This is a genomic window from Microbacterium sp. BWR-S6Y (assembly GCF_041379845.1).
Lineage (GTDB): Bacteria > Actinomycetota > Actinomycetes > Actinomycetales > Microbacteriaceae > Microbacterium > Microbacterium hydrothermale.
The window spans coordinates 614,528-629,331 of the sequence record NZ_JBFECV010000001.1 but is presented as its reverse complement, the minus strand read 5'-3'; the positions used below and the strand labels follow the sequence as shown (position 1 = coordinate 629,331).

Below are 14,804 nucleotides of genomic sequence, written 5' to 3'. Positions count from 1 at the left end.
CACACGCTCGTGCGTCGCCGCCACGTGTGATCTCGCGCCGAACGTGTGATCTCGGCGGCTCAGCGACCGCGGTGCGACCTCGTGCGGAACCGGGGCGATCCCGCCGGGTCGCGGGGTCGCGTCAGGCCGTGCCGTACAGGCGGTCACCGGCGTCGCCGAGACCGGGCACGATGTAGCCCTTCTCGTTGAGGCGCTCGTCCACGGCGCCGAGCACGAGGGTCACGTCGTGGCCCTCGACCTGCTTCTCGATCGCCGCGACGCCCTCGGGGGCGCCGAGCAGGCAGATCGCGGTGACATCCTGCGCGCCGCGCGCGAAGAGGAAGTTGATGGCCGCGCCGAGCGAGCCGCCGGTCGCGAGCATCGGGTCGAGCACGAAGCACTGGCGGTCGCTGAGGTCGTCGGGCAGACGCTCGGCGTAGGTGGTGGGCTCGAAGGTCTCCTCGTCGCGCACCATGCCGAGGAATCCGACTTCGGCGGTGGGGAGGAGCTTCACCATTCCCTCGAGCATGCCGAGGCCGGCGCGCAGGATGGGGACGACGATCGGGCGCGGCTCGCTGATCTTCACGCCCATCGTGGTGGTGACGGGCGTCTGGATCTCGATGGGGTCGACGCGGACGTTGCGGGTCGCCAAGTACGCGAGGAGCGTGACGAGCTCCTCGGTGAGCTGCCGGAACACCGGCGACGACGTCTGGACGTCACGCAGCACCGTGAGCTTGTGGGTGATGAGCGGGTGATCGGCGACGTGGACACGCATAGGCTCAAGGCTAACCGCTTCCCCCGCACGCCTCAGCCTCGTTTTCGGAGCCCCGTGACCCCCACCTCACTCGACCTCGACGCCATGCGGCGAGCTCTCGCGCTGGCGGAGACGGCTCGGGCCGACGGCGACGTGCCCGTGGGAGCGGTCGTCGTCGACGCCCGGGGCACCGTGCTCGGCGAGGGCCGCAACCTCCGCGAGGTCACGCACGACCCCACGGCGCACGCCGAGATCGTGGCGCTGCGCGAAGCGGCATCCGCCCTCGGCTCGTGGCACCTGGCCGACTGCACGCTCGTGGTGACGCTGGAACCGTGCGTCATGTGCGCGGGCGCCATCCTCCAGGCACGCGTGGCCCGGGTCGTGTTCGGATCGTGGGATGCCAAGGCGGGCGCCGCCGGGTCGATGTACGACGTCCTGCGCGACCGGCGCCTCCCGCACCGGGTCGAGGTCGTCGGAGGGGTCGAGGAGGAGCGCGCGGCCGCGCAGTTGCGCGCGTTCTTCGCGGATCGTCGCTGAGCGGGTCCCGCACACCCCCGCCGCGAGACGGTGACCCCGTCGCCCTTCCGACGAGCAGCCGTCTAGGGATGCGGTCCCGGGCTCACGTTCCTCGAGAGCGGCGACGCCCGCCGTCAGCGGGGGAGCAGGGGCAGCAGCTCGGTGCCGACGAGGTCGGCGTGCTCGACGTCGCGCAGGTCCATCAGCTGGAAGTAGACGCGCTCGGCCCCCAGACGGTGCAGGCGCTCGACTTTCTCGGCGACCTCCGCCGGTGTCCCGATGAGGTTCGCGCCGTTGTCGAACTGCTCGCGCGACTGGCCGATGGCCGCCGCCCGGCGGGAGATCTCGGCGTCGTCGCGACCGACGATCGTGGGGAGGGCGACCGAGAGCTTCAGCGTGGCGGGGTCGCGGTCGATCGCCTCGCACGCGGCGCGCACGACTTCGAACTTCTCGGCGACGACGTCTTCGGCGACGAAGCCGATGTTGAACTCGGTCGCGTAGCGGGCCGCCAGCGCGGGGGTGCGCTTCGGCCCGCCGCCCCCGACGATGACCGGAACGCGCCCCTGCACCGGCTTGGGCAGCGCCGGCGCCTCGTCGAGACGGTGGTGCGCGCCCGCGAACGAGAAGGTCTCGGCATCCGGGGTCTGCCACAGGCCCGTCACGATCTGCAGCTGCTCCTCGAGCAGGTCGAATCGCTTCGCCGGGAAGGGGATGCCGTAGGCGGCGTGCTCGCGCTCGAACCACCCGGTCCCCAGGCCGAGCTCGGCCCGCCCGCCCGACATCGCGTCGACCTGCGCGACCTGGATCGCGAGGATCGACGGCACGCGGTAGGTGACGGACGAGACGAGGGTCCCGAGCCGGATGCGAGAGGTCTCGCGGGCGAGGCCCGCCAGGGTGGTCCAGGCGTCGGTGGGACCCGGACGGGGGTCTCCCTCGCCCATGCGCAGGTAGTGGTCGGAGCGGAAGAACCCGTCGAGGCCGTTGCGCTCGGCCGACTGCGCGAACGCGAGCTGGTCGTCGTAGCTGAAGCCCTGCTGGGGCTCGGTGAACAGGCAGTACTCCACGGGAGCCTCCGGGGGATCGAGAGCGGTGGGGTCAGTCGGCCGAGCGCAGGATGATCGCCTCGGTCGGCGGCGCCGGGTCGGCGGGACGACCGACGTAGCCGATGTGCGTCAGCAGCGCACGACGGAACACCGCGGGGCGCTCGAGGTGCACGGAGTGTCCGGCTCCCTCGACGGGGACCTCGGTGACCTCCCCGCTCTTCTCCGCGTACGCGGCGAGCACGTCGCGCGTCTGCGAGACCATCGGCTGCGCCGGGGCCACCTCGGCGCCGGGCCAGCCCGGGACGACGCCCAGGGCGCCCAGGTGGTTCAGGTCGTAGAACGAGGCGTCCGACACGATCGCGTCCGCGGTGCCGTGGATCCACAGGATCGGCGGCTTCCGCTCGAGGTCGACGATGCCCGAGACGTCGAAGTACTTCGGGGCCATCGTGTTGAGCACGCCGGTGGTCCCCGGGGCGAAGCCCGGCCACGTCGAGGTGGTCACGGAGTCGCCGGGGTAGTTGCCGCCCGCCGTCGAGGTCGTGAGCATCGACTCGACCCAGACGTCCTCGTGCTCGCTGGTGTATCCCGGGGCGACGTACCCCGAACGGAACACCGATCGCGGCGACGTGGGGGCGTCGGCCGTGGTGTCGTGGTCGATGAGACGCTGCACGAAGTCGGCGTTGGCGCCTCCCGCGCCGGTGCCCGCGTCGTCGTCGTTCAGCCGCGAGCCGTCGCGACGCGTGCCGCCGAAGCCGTAGGGCGACACGGGCGCCTGGAGGGTGAGGGAACGCACGGGGTGATCGAGCGCGTACTGCATCACGACGCCGCCGCCCATCGACCATCCCACGAGGTGGGCCTCGGGGATGCCGAGGGCCTGGAGGGTCGCGAACAGGTCGTCGCTGAAGTCGCGCACGCCGCGGGTCGCGTCGATGGGGGTGTGCTCGGTCCGGCCGAAACCGCGCAGGTCGACGGCGAGCACACGCAGGTCGCTCGGCAGGTCCTGCATGATCTCCTGCCAGAACAGCGACGACGACACGTTGCCGTGCACAAAGACCACGGTGTGATCGGGGGTCGTGGCCGGGTCGTCGCCCACGCGCTCGAGCACGTTCACACCCAGCCGGTCGGTCTCGACCAGGCGCGCGCTGATGCCGTCGAAGAGAGTCATTCAAGGTCCTCCGTGTCGCTCGCCGGTGCCCCGGTACACCGACTTCCGATGCTAACGCGCACCCCTGTCGCCCGCATTCAGGCTTGCCCCGGGGGAGGGGCGTGGTTCATAGACTGAGCGTCATGACGGATGCTGATGCTGTGACCTCGCTGCCCCCGGTCGCGATCCTCGGGGCCGGTTCGATGGGCGGGGCGATCCTGCGCGGACTCGTCGCCGCGGGACTCGCAGACGGCGGGGTGACCGCCACCAACCGCACGATCGCCAAAGCCGCCGAACTCGCCGAGCTCGAGGGCGTGACGAGCGTGGCCCTGGAGGCCAACCCGCGGGGCAACGTCGACGCCGCGGCCCGCGCCGACATCGTGCTGATCGGGGTGAAGCCCGGGATGGTGCCCGACCTCCTCGACGAGATCGCCCCGCACCTGCGCCCCGGGGCGATCGTGGTCAGCCTGGCCGCCGGCGTGACCCTCGCCACGTTCGCCCGGCACCTCGGCGACGACGTCGCCACACTGCGGTCGATGCCGAACACCCCCTCGCTCGTGGGGAAGGGCGTGACGGGACTCGCGGCCGGCCCCGCGGCATCCGTCGACGACGTCGCGGCGGTGCGCGCGCTGTTCGAGACAGTGGGGGCCGTTCTCGAGGTCCCCGAGGCGCAGATCGACGCCCTCTCGACGATCTCCGGCTCCGGACCCGCCTACGTGTTCCTGCTGGTGGAGGAGTTCACCAAGGCCGCGGGGCGCATGGGCTTCGACGACGACCAGGCGCGGCTCCTCGCCGAGCAGACCTTCATCGGCGCGACGACGCTCCTCGACGCCTCCGACGTCGACCCCGCCGAGTTGCGTCGCCGCGTCACGAGCCCGAAGGGCACCACCGAGCGCGCCGTCGCCGTCCTGCAGGAGGCGCACCTGGACGACGTCTTCACCCGGGGCGCCGAGGCGGCCCTGGCCCGCGCGAAAGAACTGGCCGCCGGGAGCTGACATGCGCCTGCGCTTCGCGGGACCGATCTGGTACTGGCGCGGCCCCGCGCCCTACCACTTCGTGACCGTGCCGGCCCGGGAGGCGGCTCTCATCGCCGAGGTCTCCCCGGTGGTCACCTACGGGTGGGGCATGATCCCGGCATCCGTCACGGTCGGGGCGACCACGGTGACGACATCGCTCTGGCCGAAGGACGGCGGATACGTGGTGCCGGTCAAGAAGGCGCTGCAGGATGCCGAGGACCTCGGCGTCGGCGACGAGATCGAGGTCGTGCTCGACGTCGACGCGTGACGTCCCGTCGTGCCGGCGCGCGTCACGCGGGAACGCCCCGCGGGTGCTGTCGTCGGTGCCCCGTGCTCAGCGGTCGAGGGCCGCGAAGCGCTCGATGTCGCTGTTCGTGCCCGAGACGATGATGAGGTCGTGGTTGGTGACGACCGTGTTCGCCTCGGCGTAGCGGAACGGGCGCCCGGGGCTCTTCACCCCGACGACCGTGACGTTGTACTTCGTGCGCACGCCCGACTCGTTCAGCCCCACGCCGCGCACGAGCTTCGGCGGGTACATCTTGGCCAGGACGAAGTCGTCGTCGAAGCGGATGAAGTCGAGCATGCGTCCGCTGACCAGGTGGGCGACCCGCTCACCCGCCTCGGCCTCGGGGTAGATGACGTGGTTGGCCCCGACGCGGGCGAGGATCTTGCCGTGCGACTGCGAGACGGCCTTCGCCCAGATCTGCGGGACCTTCAGGTCGACGAGGTTCGCTGTGATGAGCACGGACGCCTCGATCAGGGAGCCGACCGCGACGACCGCGACCTGGAAGTCCTGAGCGCCGATCTGGCGCAGCGCGTCGATGTTGCGCGCGTCGGCCTGGACGGCGTGGGTGACGCGCTCCGACCACTTCTGCACGAGTTCGAGATTGCCGTCGACGGCGAGCACCTCGCGGTCGAGCCGGTCGAGCTCGCCCGCGCAGGCCGCTCCGAATCGCCCGAGGCCGATGACCAGGACGGGGGCGTCACTGCGGATGCGTTCAACCAACGATGGGCCTTTCCACGGGGAGCGCGTACAGCTGCGACCGGGACGACGCCGCCACGGCCGCGGCGAGAGTCACTGTACCAATGCGCCCCATGAACATCGTGGCCGCCATGACGTAGACGGCCGGGTCGGGCAGCTGGGCGGTGAGCCCCGTCGACAGGCCTACGGTGGCGAAGCCCGAGACCACGTCGAAGAGCACGTGCTCGATCGGGGCGTCGGTGATGCGGCTGATGGTGACGGTCGAGACGGCGACGATGGTCGCGCCCCACGCCACGACCGAAAGGGCGACGCGCTGCACGTCGCTGGGGATGCGTCGGCCGAAGGCCTGCACCGAGGGGCGCCCCTTCGCCTCGGAGAACACGGCGAGGGCGAGGACGGCGAGGGTCGTGACCTTGATACCGCCCGCGGTGGATGCCGAACCCCCGCCCACGAACATCAGCATCGACCCGACGATGAGGGTCGCGCCGTTGAGGTCGCCGATGTCGATCACGCTGAATCCGCCGGAGCGCGTCATGGCCGACAGGAAGAACGCCTGGAACGTCGTGTCCCACGCATCCATGCTTCCGAATGTCAGCGGGTTGTCGTATTCCAGCAGCAGAATGACGCCCGCCCCGACGAAGAACAGGACCACCGTGGTGATGATCGTGAGCTTCGCGTGCAGCGACCACAGCCGGAACTTCCAGTAGTGCCGCCACAGCGTGAAGATGACCGGGAAGCCGATCGAGCCGAGGAAGACGCCGGCCATCAGAACCGTGAGCAGGAAGTAGTCCTGGGCGAAGGGCGTCAGGCCGTCGGCGTTGGGGATGAACCCCGTGTTGGTGAAGGCCATCGCCGCGTAATAGGGCGCCTCCCAGAGCGCGACGAGCGGATGGATGCCGCCGATGATGAGCGACGGGTAGATCAGGACGGTGAGCACCGCCTCGATCACGAGGGTCGACAGGGCCACGGTCCGCAGCAGCTGACCGACCTCGCCGAGGCGCACCGTCTGGCCCTCGTTGACCGGTCCGCCGTGCGCACGCAACGGGTTGCTGTCGCCCGCGGCGATGAGCTTGGCGCGCAGTCCGAGGCGTTTCGAGATGACCAGGCCGAGGATGGAGGCCAGCGTCAGCACGCCGAGCGCGCCCACGTTCACGCCGATGTACGTGATCACCCGGCCGAGCGGCGACAGGTCCGAGTACATGTTGATCGTCGACAGCCCCGTCACGCAGATCGTCGACACGGCCGTGAAGAGCGCGTCGGCGAGGGGGATGCGCTGACCCGTCGCCGAGGCGGCGGGCAGGGAGAAGAGCGCCGTGAAGAGAGCGATCAGGGTCGCGAAGACGAGCACGGCGAAACGGGCCGGCGATGCCGTCGTGAGATTGCGCAGACGATCCCATGCCTCGTAGGCGATGCGCCGCATGCGCACCGGCAGTCGCGCCTCGTTCGGCGTCGCCGCCATGCGCCGCTCCCTTCGATGCCCGAACCCGAATCATGGTACTCGGGGCGGGGCGCGGCTAATCTGATGCCATGGCGGACATCTTCGACGTGATCGCTGACGGAACGCGTCGCGACATCCTTCAGCTGCTCCTCGATCGGGCGACCGGCGGTGAGCGGGGGACGAGCGTCTCCCAGATCGTGGCGGCGCTCGGCGTGAGCCAGCCGACGGTCTCGAAGCACCTCAAGGTCCTGCGCGAGGCCGAGCTCGTCTCGGTGCGCGAAGAGGGGCAGCACCGGTACTACAGCCTCGCGGTCGCGCCTCTCGACGAGGTGGACGATTGGCTCGTGCCGTTCTTCTCCATCGACGAAGAGAACGAGCCGGCTCTCCCCGAGTCCGCGGTGCACGCCGCCGAGGTGGTCGGCCGGGCCGCGGCATCCGTCAAGCACTCGTTCTCGACGGCGTTCCGCAAACTCCCCGGACGGTGACCCGGAGGATGCCGCATACCGGGCATCTCGAGAGCACATCCGTCACAGAAGCCGCATAGGTTTACAGCCGTCTCGCGCAGACCCTAGAGTGTGCTCAGCATCAGGAGGGTGAGTTCACCCGGAACGAGGGGTGAGCCATGGCCGAGCTGCCGGACGTGCGGTTCTTGACGGTCGCCGAGGTCGCCGAGCTCATGCGCGTGTCGAAGATGACGGTCTACCGTCTGGTGCACGCGGGCGAACTGCCCGCGGTGCGCTTCGGACGCAGCTACCGGGTGCCGGAATCGGCGGTCGTGGAGGCCGTGCAGCGACCGGTGTCCGACGTCGGCTAGACTGATCCGAGGCTTTTTTCCGAACGCCTAGTGTTCCCGGGCGCCGACATCGGCACCCAGACCCCGACTTAGTGAGGTTTTCCGTGGGTTCTGTCATCAAGAAGCGCCGTAAGCGCATGGCGAAGAAGAAGCACCGCAAGCTGCTTCGCAAGACTCGTCACCAGCGCCGCAACAAGAAGTAACGCGGCCACCACACCGAGCGCCTGTCCGATGCGACGGGCGCTTCGTGTATCCGCGCGAGCAGCGACACCGCACACTGCGGCGAGCACAGGCGAAGCCGCTCGCGCCCACCCGTCCGCCCTCAGGAGGCACGCATGCAGTCCATCTCGGTCCACGACCTGCACGCGGGGCGCGAGCGCCCCCTCATCGACGTGCGCGAAGAGCACGAGTTCGCCGCGGGGCACGTCCCCGGTGCGGTGAACATGCCGATGTCGACCATCGGCGAGCACCTCGACGAACTGCCGGGCGAGCCCTTCGACGTCATCTGCCAGGCGGGCGGCCGTTCGGCACGCGTGGTCGAGGCGCTCTCGGCTCGCGGCCACGACGCCACCAACGTCGACGGCGGAACGGGTGAATGGATCGCCGCGGGATACGACGTCGAAGCCTGAGCTCCGACCCCGCGCCGATCGCGCCTCCTAGGATGGAGACGTGACCACCCTCACGTTGATCGGCAAACCCGCGTGCCATCTGTGCGAGGTCGCGGATCAGATCGTCGACACGGTCATCGAAGGCCTCCCGGCCGACGTGGCCGACCGCATCTCCGTCGAGCACGCCTCGATCGCCGAGGATGCCGCGCTCTACGCGACCTGGTGGGAGAAGATCCCGGTCGTCCTCATCGACGGCGACCTCCACGCGCACTGGCGCGTGTCGGCCGACCGTCTCCGCGCCGCGCTGATGGCGGCCGACACCCAAGGAGCCTCCGCGTGAGCATCCGCCACATCGTCCTCTGGAAGCTGTCGGCTGACGACGTCGACACGCGTGCCCTGCACGCTGAGCAGATTGCGGAGCGACTGCTCGCCCTCGCCCCCGTGATCGACGAGATTCAGCACATCGAGGTGGGGCGCAACACCGTAAACCCGCAGTCGAACTGGGACGTCGCTCTCGTCAGCGAGTTCGCCGACGTCGACGCGCTCGAGCGCTACCAGGTGCACCCCGCGCACCAGGAGGTCGCGGGCTTCATCCGTTCGGTCGTGTCCGAGCGGTCCTGCGTCGACTACCCGTTCTGAGCCCGTCCGCTGGGCCGGTGCCGGTTCAGCCGAGAGGCCGCACCGTCGCCGGAACCGCGGCGAGGGCGATGCGGACCGCGTCCCGATCGTCGACGCGCTGGTCGGGCGCGTGCTCGACGACGACCCGGCTGCCGTCGCTCGTGCGCACGGTCGATCGACGCACGCTGCCCAGGAAGATCGTCTCTTCGACGATCGCATCCACGCCGGGAGCGTCGGGGCCCACCAGCAGCACGTTCTCGGGGCGGACCACGACCTCGCAGTGACCGTCGTGAGCGGCCGCCGCGAGGGGGAGTTCCTGCCCCCACACCTCGACGACGACGCCCTCGACGATCCCGGGGACGGCGCTGACCGGCCCGAGGACCTCGGCGACCGCCGTATCGCCGACGCGGGCGTAGACCTCGTCGGGCGTGCCCGCGGCGACGACGCGCCCCGCATCCATCACGACGAGCTGATCGGCCACGGCGGCGCCCTCGGCGGTGTCGCGCGTGGCCCACAGCGTGGTGACGCCACCTTCCCGCAGCTCTCGAACAAGTCGATCGCGGGTGGCGGCGCGCGCGCTCGTGTGCAGGGCGGCCAGGGCGTCGTCGAGCACGAGGGCGCGGGGCCGCGAGGCCAGGGCGCGCGCGAGCGCCCACCGCTGGCGATCGCCGTGCGACAGGCGGTGCACGCTCTTGTGGCCGGTGGTCAGACCGACCACTTCGCACAGACGGTCGGCCTCGGCATCCGGATCGATGACCCCCGCGTGCCGGCCCGCGGCGACGATCGCCGCGCGCGCACGGCCGAAACGCGCCACCGGCGTGCGGTCGCGGACCTCCGCGACGCGGGGCGCCGCCGGCCCCACGCGGCCCTCGATCGTGACGCTGCCCGCATCGGGCTTCTCCGCTCCGCTCACCAGGCGCAGCAGCGTCGACGCCCCGCAGCCCGAGGGACCGACGAGACCGACGATGCGTCCGGCGGAGACATCGAGATCGACGCCGTCGAGGATGACGACTCCGGAGCGCTCGCGACGGACGCCCTCGAGGACGATGGTCCAGCCCGTGGGGCGCGACGCGTCGCCCGGTGACGGATCGAGGGCGGTGACGGCGACCATGACCCGACGGTAGATGCCCCGGATGACATGCGAACGCCCGGGGGGTGAACCCCGGGCGTCGCTGGACCGAACCTTACGGAGCCAGTCGCGTCGGGCCGCGGAAGAGGTAGGTGACCTCGCGGATCGAGGACTCGCCGAGCAGCAGCATGAGCACGCGGGCGAGGCCCATGCCGAAACCGCCGTGCGGGGGAGCGCCGAAGCGGAAGAAGTCCAGGTAGAAGTCGAGGTGCTCGGGGTCGAGACCCTTCTCTTTCGCCTGCTCGATCAGCACGTCGACGCGGTGCTCGCGCTGCGCGCCGGTGGTGATCTCGACGCCGTTGAACAGCAGGTCGTACGACTTGGTCAGCCCGGTCTCCTCGTCGCGCATGTGGTAGAACGCGCGGATCTCGGGGTGGTAGTCGGTGATGAACACGAACTGGTGCCCGATCGTCTCGGCCACGTGCGCCGCGATCTGACGCTCGCCCTCGGGGTCGAGGTCGCCGTCGGTGCGGGGGATCTCGTAGCCGCGGGCGGCGACGATCTCGCGGGCCTCGGCGAGCGGGATGCGGGGGAACGGAAGCGTGGGAACCTGCACCTCGATGCCGAACAGCTCCTGGATCTCCGCCCCGTGCTTGTCGGCGACGGCCTGGAAAGCGGTCTGCAGAAGCTCCTCCTGCATGCGGGCCACGTCTTCGTGCGAGTCGATCCAGCTGATCTCGGCGTCGATCGAGGTGAACTCGGTCGCGTGACGACTGGTGAACGACGGGTCGGCGCGGAAGGCCGGGGCGATCTCGAAGATCTTGCCGAAGCCGGCGACCTGCGCCATCTGCTTGAAGAACTGCGGGCTCTGCGCGAGGTAGGCCGTCTTGTCCTCGAAGTAGGGCACCTCGAACAGCTCGGCGTTGGACTCCGAGGGGGAGGCCATGAGCTTGGGGGAGTGCACCTCGATGTAGTCGCGCTCGACCCAGTACGTGCGCATGGCGTGCTCGAGAGTCGTCTGCACACGGAAGATGAGGTTGTTGCGGCGCTGGCGCAGGTCGAGGAAACGCCAGTCCATGCGCTTGTCGGGGCTGCTGTCGGCGGCGATGGGCGTCTCGGGGTTGGCCGCGGCGGCGACCATCAGCTCGCCGACCTTGATCTCGACGCCGCCGAGCTTGACGCGCTCGTCGTGCTTGAGCTCGCCGCGCACGGTCAGGAACGTGCCGGTCGCGAGGCCACCGATCGTCTCGGTGAGGGCGAGGGCCGCGGCATCCTGCTCGCCGGCGTCCTCAGCCGGGCGCGTCGCCGGGTTGACCAGCTGCACGGCGCCGGTCTCGTCGCGCAGGACGACGAACTGCACCTTCTTCTGATCGCGCACGGTTTCGACCCATCCCGACACCTCGACGGGGCCGGCGGGGAGGGATTTCAGCTGGTTGACCAGGACGCGTTCGCTCACGATCGACCAGTCTACGTGCGGGCGGTCGCGCGCCCCTCGTCGCCTCCGCGTCGGGGGCGTCGTGGTGGGGCCGACCGTGTGCGCAGTCGATCCGCGGGCGGGGCGCGCCCGCCGTCCCTATGATGGCGCTCGTGACGTTCTCCCTCCCCCCGGAGTCGTTCCGGACGCTGCGTCCGGAACCCCGCGGGCGTGCCGCGCGACCGTGGGACGTCGCCCTCACCATCGTCCTGCTCGTGCTCCTGCCGCTGCTGGCGCTCGTGGCGACCTACGCCGGGGTGGTCCTCGCCTCCGCCGCGCAGGTCTGCGCGACGCAGTCGTGCGACGCAGGGCTCATGAACTCGGGTTTCTGGACCGCCGTCATCGCCCCGTGGGTGATCCTCGTGATCGGCGTCGTCGTGGCCATCGTCCGTCTCGTGCGTCACCGCCTGGCGTTCTGGGTCCCCCTCGTCGCGATCGCGACCATGGTCGCCGTGTGGTTCGTCGCCGCCGCCCTCGTCGGCGCCGGGCTCTCGGCATCCTGAATCGCTCGGGGGCAACCCCCAGGAACCGCGCCGGACCGGGCCGTAACCTGGACCGAGGACGCCTGGACGGGCGGCCGATCACCGAGCGCGAAGGCACCCGATGACCGACACCACCCTCTCCCTCTCCCCGCTGCGGGCCGGTTCCGGTTCCGGTTCCGCCGAGGAGCAGTCCTGGCTGACCTCGCTCGCCGACTGGACCGTGTCGCTCATGGAGGTCATCGGGCCCGTCGGGGCCGGCGTCGCGATCGCCCTCGAGAACCTGTTCCCCCCGCTCCCCAGCGAAGTGGTGCTCCCGATGGCCGGGCTCACAGCCAGCCGCGGATCGTTCACCCTCGTCGAGGCGCTGCTGTGGACCACGGTCGGTTCCGTCGTCGGCGCCTTCCTGCTCTACGGGCTGGGACGCTGGCTCGGCGCCGCGCGGCTGCGGGCGTTCGCGGCCAAGATGCCGCTGCTGCATCCCGAAGACGTCGACCGGACCGTCGCCTGGTTCGAACGCCACGGCGGCAAGGCGGTGTTCTTCGGTCGGATGATCCCGATCTTCCGCAGCCTCATCTCGATCCCGGCCGGCGTCTCGAAGATGCCGCTGTGGCGCTTCGGGCTGCTCACCGGCGCGGGGAGCCTGATCTGGAACACGATCTTCGTGCTCTCCGGCTACCTGCTCGGCGAGAACTGGCACATCGTGGAGGAGTACGCCTCGATCCTGCAGTACGTCGTCATCGCCGCGGTCGGCGTCGGCGTCGCGTGGTTCCTCTACTCGCGGGTGAGGTCGCTGCTCGCGGCCCGTCGGGACGCCTGAGCGGGGGATATCTCCACGTCGAGGCAACCGGCATCCGGACTCAGTCAGACCACAGAACCCGCGCCTAGACTGGGATCGTGCCCGCCGATCGCCTTCATCTCGTGCGCCACGGAGAGGTCTACAACCCCCGTCGCGTGCTCTACGGTCGGCTTCCCGGTTTCGGTCTGAGCGTCGAGGGGCGCCGCATGGCGCGGCAGGCGGCCGAGTACGTCCACGGCCTCGAGCGTCCCGTGAGCGCCCTCGTGGTCTCGCCCCTGCAGCGGACGCGCGAGTCGGCAGAACCCTTCGTCGAACTCTTCGGTGCCGAGCCGTTCATCGACGATCGCGTCATCGAGCCCACCAACGTCTTCGAGGGCCGCCGCATGAAGCAGGCGCTCGCGAACCCCCTGAACTGGCGTCACCTGAGCCGCCCCGCCGTGCCCAGCTGGGGCGAACCGTACGAGCGCATCGTCGCCCGGATGGTCGCGGCGATGGACGACGCCTGGAACCGCGTGCCCTCGGGCGACGTCGTCGTCGTCTCGCACCAGCTGCCCATCTGGGTGACCCACCTCGCCCTGTCCCACCAGCCCACCCGCCACGACCCGCGCAAGCGCCGCTGCGAACTGTCGAGCGTGACGAGCTTCGAACGGCGCGAGGGCGCCGGCGGTCCGCGGTTCGTCGAGGTGGCGTACGCAACGCCGGCATCCACCGCCGGTGCCGTCGACGTAGGAGCCGTGTGATGCGCCGAATCCTCACCGCGGCCGGAGCCGTCCTGGCATCCGCCGCGCTCATCGCGGGTCTGGCCGCCTGCAGTGCCGATCCTCTCGCCGACCAGTACCGCGCCGGTGACAACAAGGGCTACATCGCCGCAAACGGCTTCCAGACCAAGGAGATCGCGGCCGACCAGCGCGGCGAACCCGTCGACTTCTCGGGAACGCTCGACAACGGCTCGCCCGTCTCGAGCGCCGACTTCGCGGGCAAGGTGCTCGTGGTCAACTTCTGGTACGCCACGTGCGGACCGTGCATCATCGAGGCTCCGCGTCTCGAGCAGGCCTACCAGAGCTTCCAGGGTCAGGACGTCGCCTTCCTCGGCATCAACACGTACGACCAGCCCGCGACGGCCCTGTCGTTCGCGCGCGACCACGAGGTGTCGTACTCGAGCGCGATGGCCGTCGACGACGCGCAGCTGAAGCTCGCGTTCAACAAGGCGACCCCGCTGAACGCCACCCCCACCACCCTCGTGCTCGACAAGCAGGGCCGCGTCGCGGCCCGCATCGTCGGCGAGCTCCCCGAGGCCTCGATCCTCGAGGCGATCGTGCGCACGCTGGTCGCGGAGAACGCGTGAACCCGGGCGCTCTCGTCTTCGACGGGGCGCTGTGGGTGGCCGTCCCCATCGCGCTCGCGGCGGGGCTCATCTCCTTCCTGTCGCCGTGCGTGCTGCCGCTGGTCCCGGGATACCTGGGCTACATCGGCGGTGCCGTCGCCCCCCGCGGGGGATCGGCATCCGGACCCGGCCGCGGGCGACTGCTCGGCGGGACCCTGCTGTTCATCGCCGGTTTCACGGCGGTGTTCATGGCGATCAACGTCCTGGGCGGCACCCTCGGCGCCTTCTTCATCGAATACGCCGATGTCATCACGCGCGTCATGGGCGTGGTCATCATCCTGATGGGGTTGGTGTTCATCGGTCTGTTCGGGCTCGCCCAGCGATCGGTGCGCATGCAGTCCCGCGCGAACCTCGGACTCATCGGCGCCCCGCTGCTGGGCATCGCCCTCGGCATCGGCTGGACGCCGTGCATCGGCCCCACGCTCACCGCGATCCTCTCGGTGTCGTACAACCTGGGCGACCCGGGCCGGGCGGCGCTGCTCGGACTGGCGTACTCGCTCGGCCTCGGCATCCCGTTCGTCCTGCTCGCCCTGGGCCTCGGCTGGGCCACGCGGTCGGTGTCGTTCGTCCGCAGGCACATCCGCGTCGTGAACCTCATCGGCGGAGGGCTGCTGATCGTCCTCGGCCTGCTCATGGTCACGGGCCTGTGGGGCCAGTGGATGTCGGTGCTGCAGGGGGTGATCCAGGGTGTCCAACTCCCGCTCTGAT

The 14,804-nt window shown here is 70.3% G+C and carries 21 protein-coding genes; 14 read left to right on the top strand and 7 right to left on the bottom strand.

Going from position 1 to position 14,804, the window contains the following annotated elements; all coding sequences use genetic code 11:
* Positions 1-121: 121 nt before the first annotated feature.
* The gene (gene upp, locus AB1K56_RS03030) at positions 122-754 is read right to left on the bottom strand and encodes a uracil phosphoribosyltransferase (protein ID WP_371204488.1); all 633 of its coding nucleotides are present in this window, start codon (positions 752-754) and stop codon (positions 122-124) included.
* An 84-nt stretch (positions 755-838) separates the two neighbouring features.
* On the opposite strand from upp, the gene tadA reads away from it, so the two are divergent.
* Positions 839-1,270: a tRNA adenosine(34) deaminase TadA gene (gene tadA / locus AB1K56_RS03025; protein WP_136587657.1), complete on the top strand. Its 432-nt coding sequence runs from the start codon at positions 839-841 to the stop codon at positions 1,268-1,270.
* A 113-nt stretch (positions 1,271-1,383) separates the two neighbouring features.
* On the opposite strand, the gene AB1K56_RS03020 is transcribed toward tadA, so the two are convergent.
* Entirely contained in the window at positions 1,384-2,313 is a 930-nt protein-coding gene (locus AB1K56_RS03020; protein ID WP_371204487.1) for an LLM class F420-dependent oxidoreductase, read from the bottom strand.
* Positions 2,314-2,344: 31 nt separating this feature from the next.
* Positions 2,345-3,457 (bottom strand): alpha/beta fold hydrolase, encoded by a 1,113-nt coding sequence (locus tag AB1K56_RS03015; RefSeq protein WP_371204486.1) that lies wholly within the window; start codon positions 3,455-3,457, stop codon positions 2,345-2,347.
* Between the two features lie 122 nt (positions 3,458-3,579).
* On the opposite strand from AB1K56_RS03015, the gene proC reads away from it, so the two are divergent.
* Together proC and AB1K56_RS03005 are read left to right on the top strand one after the other, a co-directional pair.
* On the top strand, positions 3,580-4,431 hold the full coding sequence (proC, locus tag AB1K56_RS03010) for a pyrroline-5-carboxylate reductase (protein WP_371204485.1): 852 nt from the start codon (positions 3,580-3,582) through the stop codon (positions 4,429-4,431).
* A 1-nt stretch (position 4,432) separates the two neighbouring features.
* On the top strand, positions 4,433-4,720 hold the full coding sequence (locus tag AB1K56_RS03005) for a DUF1905 domain-containing protein (RefSeq protein WP_371204484.1): 288 nt from the start codon (positions 4,433-4,435) through the stop codon (positions 4,718-4,720).
* A gap of 66 nt (positions 4,721-4,786) precedes the next feature.
* Here the strand turns inward: AB1K56_RS03005 and AB1K56_RS03000 are convergent, their stop codons facing one another.
* Positions 4,787-5,458, bottom strand: coding sequence for a TrkA family potassium uptake protein (locus AB1K56_RS03000; protein WP_136587557.1), 672 nt, complete (start codon positions 5,456-5,458; stop codon positions 4,787-4,789).
* Positions 5,451-6,854 (bottom strand): TrkH family potassium uptake protein, encoded by a 1,404-nt coding sequence (locus AB1K56_RS02995; protein WP_264631683.1) that lies wholly within the window; start codon positions 6,852-6,854, stop codon positions 5,451-5,453. The genes AB1K56_RS03000 and AB1K56_RS02995 overlap by 8 nt, the downstream gene beginning before the upstream one ends.
* 107 nt (positions 6,855-6,961) lie before the next feature.
* Between AB1K56_RS02995 and AB1K56_RS02990 the strand changes: the two genes are divergently transcribed.
* From AB1K56_RS02990 to AB1K56_RS02965, 6 genes are all read left to right on the top strand, one after another.
* Positions 6,962-7,357 (top strand): helix-turn-helix transcriptional regulator, encoded by a 396-nt coding sequence (locus AB1K56_RS02990; protein WP_136587559.1) that lies wholly within the window; start codon positions 6,962-6,964, stop codon positions 7,355-7,357.
* Positions 7,358-7,494: 137 nt separating this feature from the next.
* Positions 7,495-7,686 carry a helix-turn-helix domain-containing protein gene (locus AB1K56_RS02985; RefSeq protein WP_076677409.1) on the top strand — a complete coding sequence of 64 codons (192 nt, stop codon included), beginning with the start codon at positions 7,495-7,497 and terminating at the stop codon, positions 7,684-7,686.
* 83 nt (positions 7,687-7,769) lie between these two features.
* A complete protein-coding gene (locus AB1K56_RS02980) occupies positions 7,770-7,868 on the top strand; it encodes a 30S ribosomal protein bS22 (RefSeq protein WP_003792170.1) in 99 nt (32 codons plus the stop codon).
* A gap of 132 nt (positions 7,869-8,000) precedes the next feature.
* The gene (locus AB1K56_RS02975; RefSeq protein WP_371204483.1) at positions 8,001-8,294 is read left to right on the top strand and encodes a rhodanese-like domain-containing protein; all 294 of its coding nucleotides are present in this window, start codon (positions 8,001-8,003) and stop codon (positions 8,292-8,294) included.
* Positions 8,295-8,334: 40 nt separating this feature from the next.
* Positions 8,335-8,613, top strand: a complete 279-nt coding sequence (locus AB1K56_RS02970; protein ID WP_371204482.1) for a glutaredoxin family protein — start codon at positions 8,335-8,337, stop codon at positions 8,611-8,613.
* Positions 8,610-8,912, top strand: coding sequence for a Dabb family protein (locus tag AB1K56_RS02965; RefSeq protein WP_371204481.1), 303 nt, complete (start codon positions 8,610-8,612; stop codon positions 8,910-8,912). The genes AB1K56_RS02970 and AB1K56_RS02965 overlap by 4 nt, the downstream gene beginning before the upstream one ends.
* Positions 8,913-8,937: 25 nt before the next feature.
* Here the strand turns inward: AB1K56_RS02965 and AB1K56_RS02960 are convergent, their stop codons facing one another.
* The gene (locus tag AB1K56_RS02960) at positions 8,938-10,002 is read right to left on the bottom strand and encodes an ABC transporter ATP-binding protein (RefSeq protein WP_371204480.1); all 1,065 of its coding nucleotides are present in this window, start codon (positions 10,000-10,002) and stop codon (positions 8,938-8,940) included.
* A 73-nt stretch (positions 10,003-10,075) separates the two neighbouring features.
* Positions 10,076-11,416, bottom strand: a complete 1,341-nt coding sequence (aspS, locus tag AB1K56_RS02955) for an aspartate--tRNA(Asn) ligase (RefSeq protein ID WP_371204479.1) — start codon at positions 11,414-11,416, stop codon at positions 10,076-10,078.
* A 131-nt stretch (positions 11,417-11,547) separates the two neighbouring features.
* Between aspS and AB1K56_RS02950 the strand changes: the two genes are divergently transcribed.
* From AB1K56_RS02950 to AB1K56_RS02930, 5 genes are all read left to right on the top strand, one after another.
* Positions 11,548-11,937 carry a DUF6264 family protein gene (locus AB1K56_RS02950; RefSeq protein WP_371204478.1) on the top strand — a complete coding sequence of 130 codons (390 nt, stop codon included), beginning with the start codon at positions 11,548-11,550 and terminating at the stop codon, positions 11,935-11,937.
* A 100-nt stretch (positions 11,938-12,037) separates the two neighbouring features.
* Positions 12,038-12,733: a DedA family protein gene (locus AB1K56_RS02945; RefSeq protein ID WP_371204477.1), complete on the top strand. Its 696-nt coding sequence runs from the start codon at positions 12,038-12,040 to the stop codon at positions 12,731-12,733.
* A gap of 77 nt (positions 12,734-12,810) precedes the next feature.
* Positions 12,811-13,452, top strand: coding sequence for a histidine phosphatase family protein (locus AB1K56_RS02940; protein ID WP_136587567.1), 642 nt, complete (start codon positions 12,811-12,813; stop codon positions 13,450-13,452).
* Positions 13,452-14,057, top strand: a complete 606-nt coding sequence (locus AB1K56_RS02935) for a TlpA disulfide reductase family protein (protein WP_264631584.1) — start codon at positions 13,452-13,454, stop codon at positions 14,055-14,057. Before AB1K56_RS02940 ends, AB1K56_RS02935 begins: the two co-directional genes overlap by 1 nt.
* Complete coding sequence (locus tag AB1K56_RS02930) at positions 14,054-14,803, top strand: cytochrome c biogenesis CcdA family protein (RefSeq protein ID WP_136587569.1); 750 nt, start codon at positions 14,054-14,056, stop codon at positions 14,801-14,803. The genes AB1K56_RS02935 and AB1K56_RS02930 overlap by 4 nt, the downstream gene beginning before the upstream one ends.
* Position 14,804 lies beyond the last annotated feature (1 nt).

Bases quoted from the DNA above. Each gene is read 5' to 3' on its own strand.
- AB1K56_RS02985 (WP_076677409.1), top strand. From the start codon at position 7,495: ATGGCCGAGCTGCCGGACGTGCGGTTCTTGACGGTCGCCGAGGTCGCC.
- proC (WP_371204485.1), top strand. From the start codon at position 3,580: ATGACGGATGCTGATGCTGTGACCTCGCTGCCCCCGGTCGCGATCCTC.
- AB1K56_RS03005 (WP_371204484.1), top strand. From the start codon at position 4,433: ATGCGCCTGCGCTTCGCGGGACCGATCTGGTACTGGCGCGGCCCCGCG.
- upp (WP_371204488.1), bottom strand. From the start codon at position 754: ATGCGTGTCCACGTCGCCGATCACCCGCTCATCACCCACAAGCTCACG.
- tadA (WP_136587657.1), top strand. From the start codon at position 839: ATGCGGCGAGCTCTCGCGCTGGCGGAGACGGCTCGGGCCGACGGCGAC.
- AB1K56_RS02935 (WP_264631584.1), top strand. From the start codon at position 13,452: ATGCGCCGAATCCTCACCGCGGCCGGAGCCGTCCTGGCATCCGCCGCG.
- AB1K56_RS02990 (WP_136587559.1), top strand. From the start codon at position 6,962: ATGGCGGACATCTTCGACGTGATCGCTGACGGAACGCGTCGCGACATC.
- AB1K56_RS02995 (WP_264631683.1), bottom strand. From the start codon at position 6,854: ATGCGGCGCATCGCCTACGAGGCATGGGATCGTCTGCGCAATCTCACG.
- AB1K56_RS03015 (WP_371204486.1), bottom strand. From the start codon at position 3,457: ATGACTCTCTTCGACGGCATCAGCGCGCGCCTGGTCGAGACCGACCGG.
- AB1K56_RS02960 (WP_371204480.1), bottom strand. From the start codon at position 10,002: ATGGTCGCCGTCACCGCCCTCGATCCGTCACCGGGCGACGCGTCGCGC.
- AB1K56_RS02945 (WP_371204477.1), top strand. From the start codon at position 12,038: ATGACCGACACCACCCTCTCCCTCTCCCCGCTGCGGGCCGGTTCCGGT.
- AB1K56_RS02975 (WP_371204483.1), top strand. From the start codon at position 8,001: ATGCAGTCCATCTCGGTCCACGACCTGCACGCGGGGCGCGAGCGCCCC.